Genomic DNA, 733 nt, shown 5'->3' on the forward strand with positions numbered 1-733 from the left:
AGGTTTGGCACGGACCATTGCTGCCGAGGCTGACCCGGCTCGGAACTATCGGTTGATGGAGTTCTGTGGCGGGCACACCCATGCCATCTATCGCTATGGCGTGCAGGATCTGATGCCAGCGAATGTGCGCTTTGTGCATGGCCCCGGCTGTCCGGTTTGCGTGTTGCCGATGGCGCGCATCGATCAGGCGATTGCGATGGCCGTCGAACATGGAGTCACGCTCTGCACCTATGGCGATCTGATGCGGGTGCCGGCCAGCGAGCGCAACAGTCTGCTCAAGGCCAAGGCGGGCGGGGCCGACATTCGGATGATCTATTCGACGCAGGATGCGCTGGCGATCGCGCGCAAGGCGCCGGAGCGCCAAGTCGTGCTGTTCGCGATTGGTTTTGAGACCACCACGCCACCGACTGCTGTTGCGCTCAAGGTCGCACGTGCCGAAGGGCTCGAGAACTTCTCGGTGTTCTGCAACCATGTCCTGACACCGCCCGCGCTCGGTACCATTTTGGCCGCTGCTGGTGTCCAGGCGATCGACCCAGGATTAAGCGGTGCGGAAGCACAGGCGTTGGTTGAGCATGACGGGGACGCGGCCACTGATTCAGGCATGACTGCCAACGCCGGAGGCGTGCAGCTCGACGGCATCCTCGGTCCTTCACATGTCAGCACCGTCATCGGCAGCCGGCCCTACGAGTTCGTGCCGTCGGAGTTCGGCAAGCCGGTGGTGATCGCCGGCTTC

1 protein-coding gene is annotated in these 733 nt (G+C 63.2%); it reads left to right on the forward strand.

Annotated elements, in window-relative coordinates; all coding sequences use genetic code 11:
- Positions 1-4: 4 nt before the first annotated feature.
- Positions 5-733 (forward strand): hydrogenase formation protein HypD (gene hypD / locus VBE63_RS30865; protein WP_323686757.1); only part of this gene is annotated, 729 nt, incomplete at its 3' end.

Source organism: Lamprobacter sp., from assembly GCF_034860625.1.
Taxonomy (GTDB): Bacteria; Pseudomonadota; Gammaproteobacteria; order Chromatiales; family Chromatiaceae; genus Lamprobacter.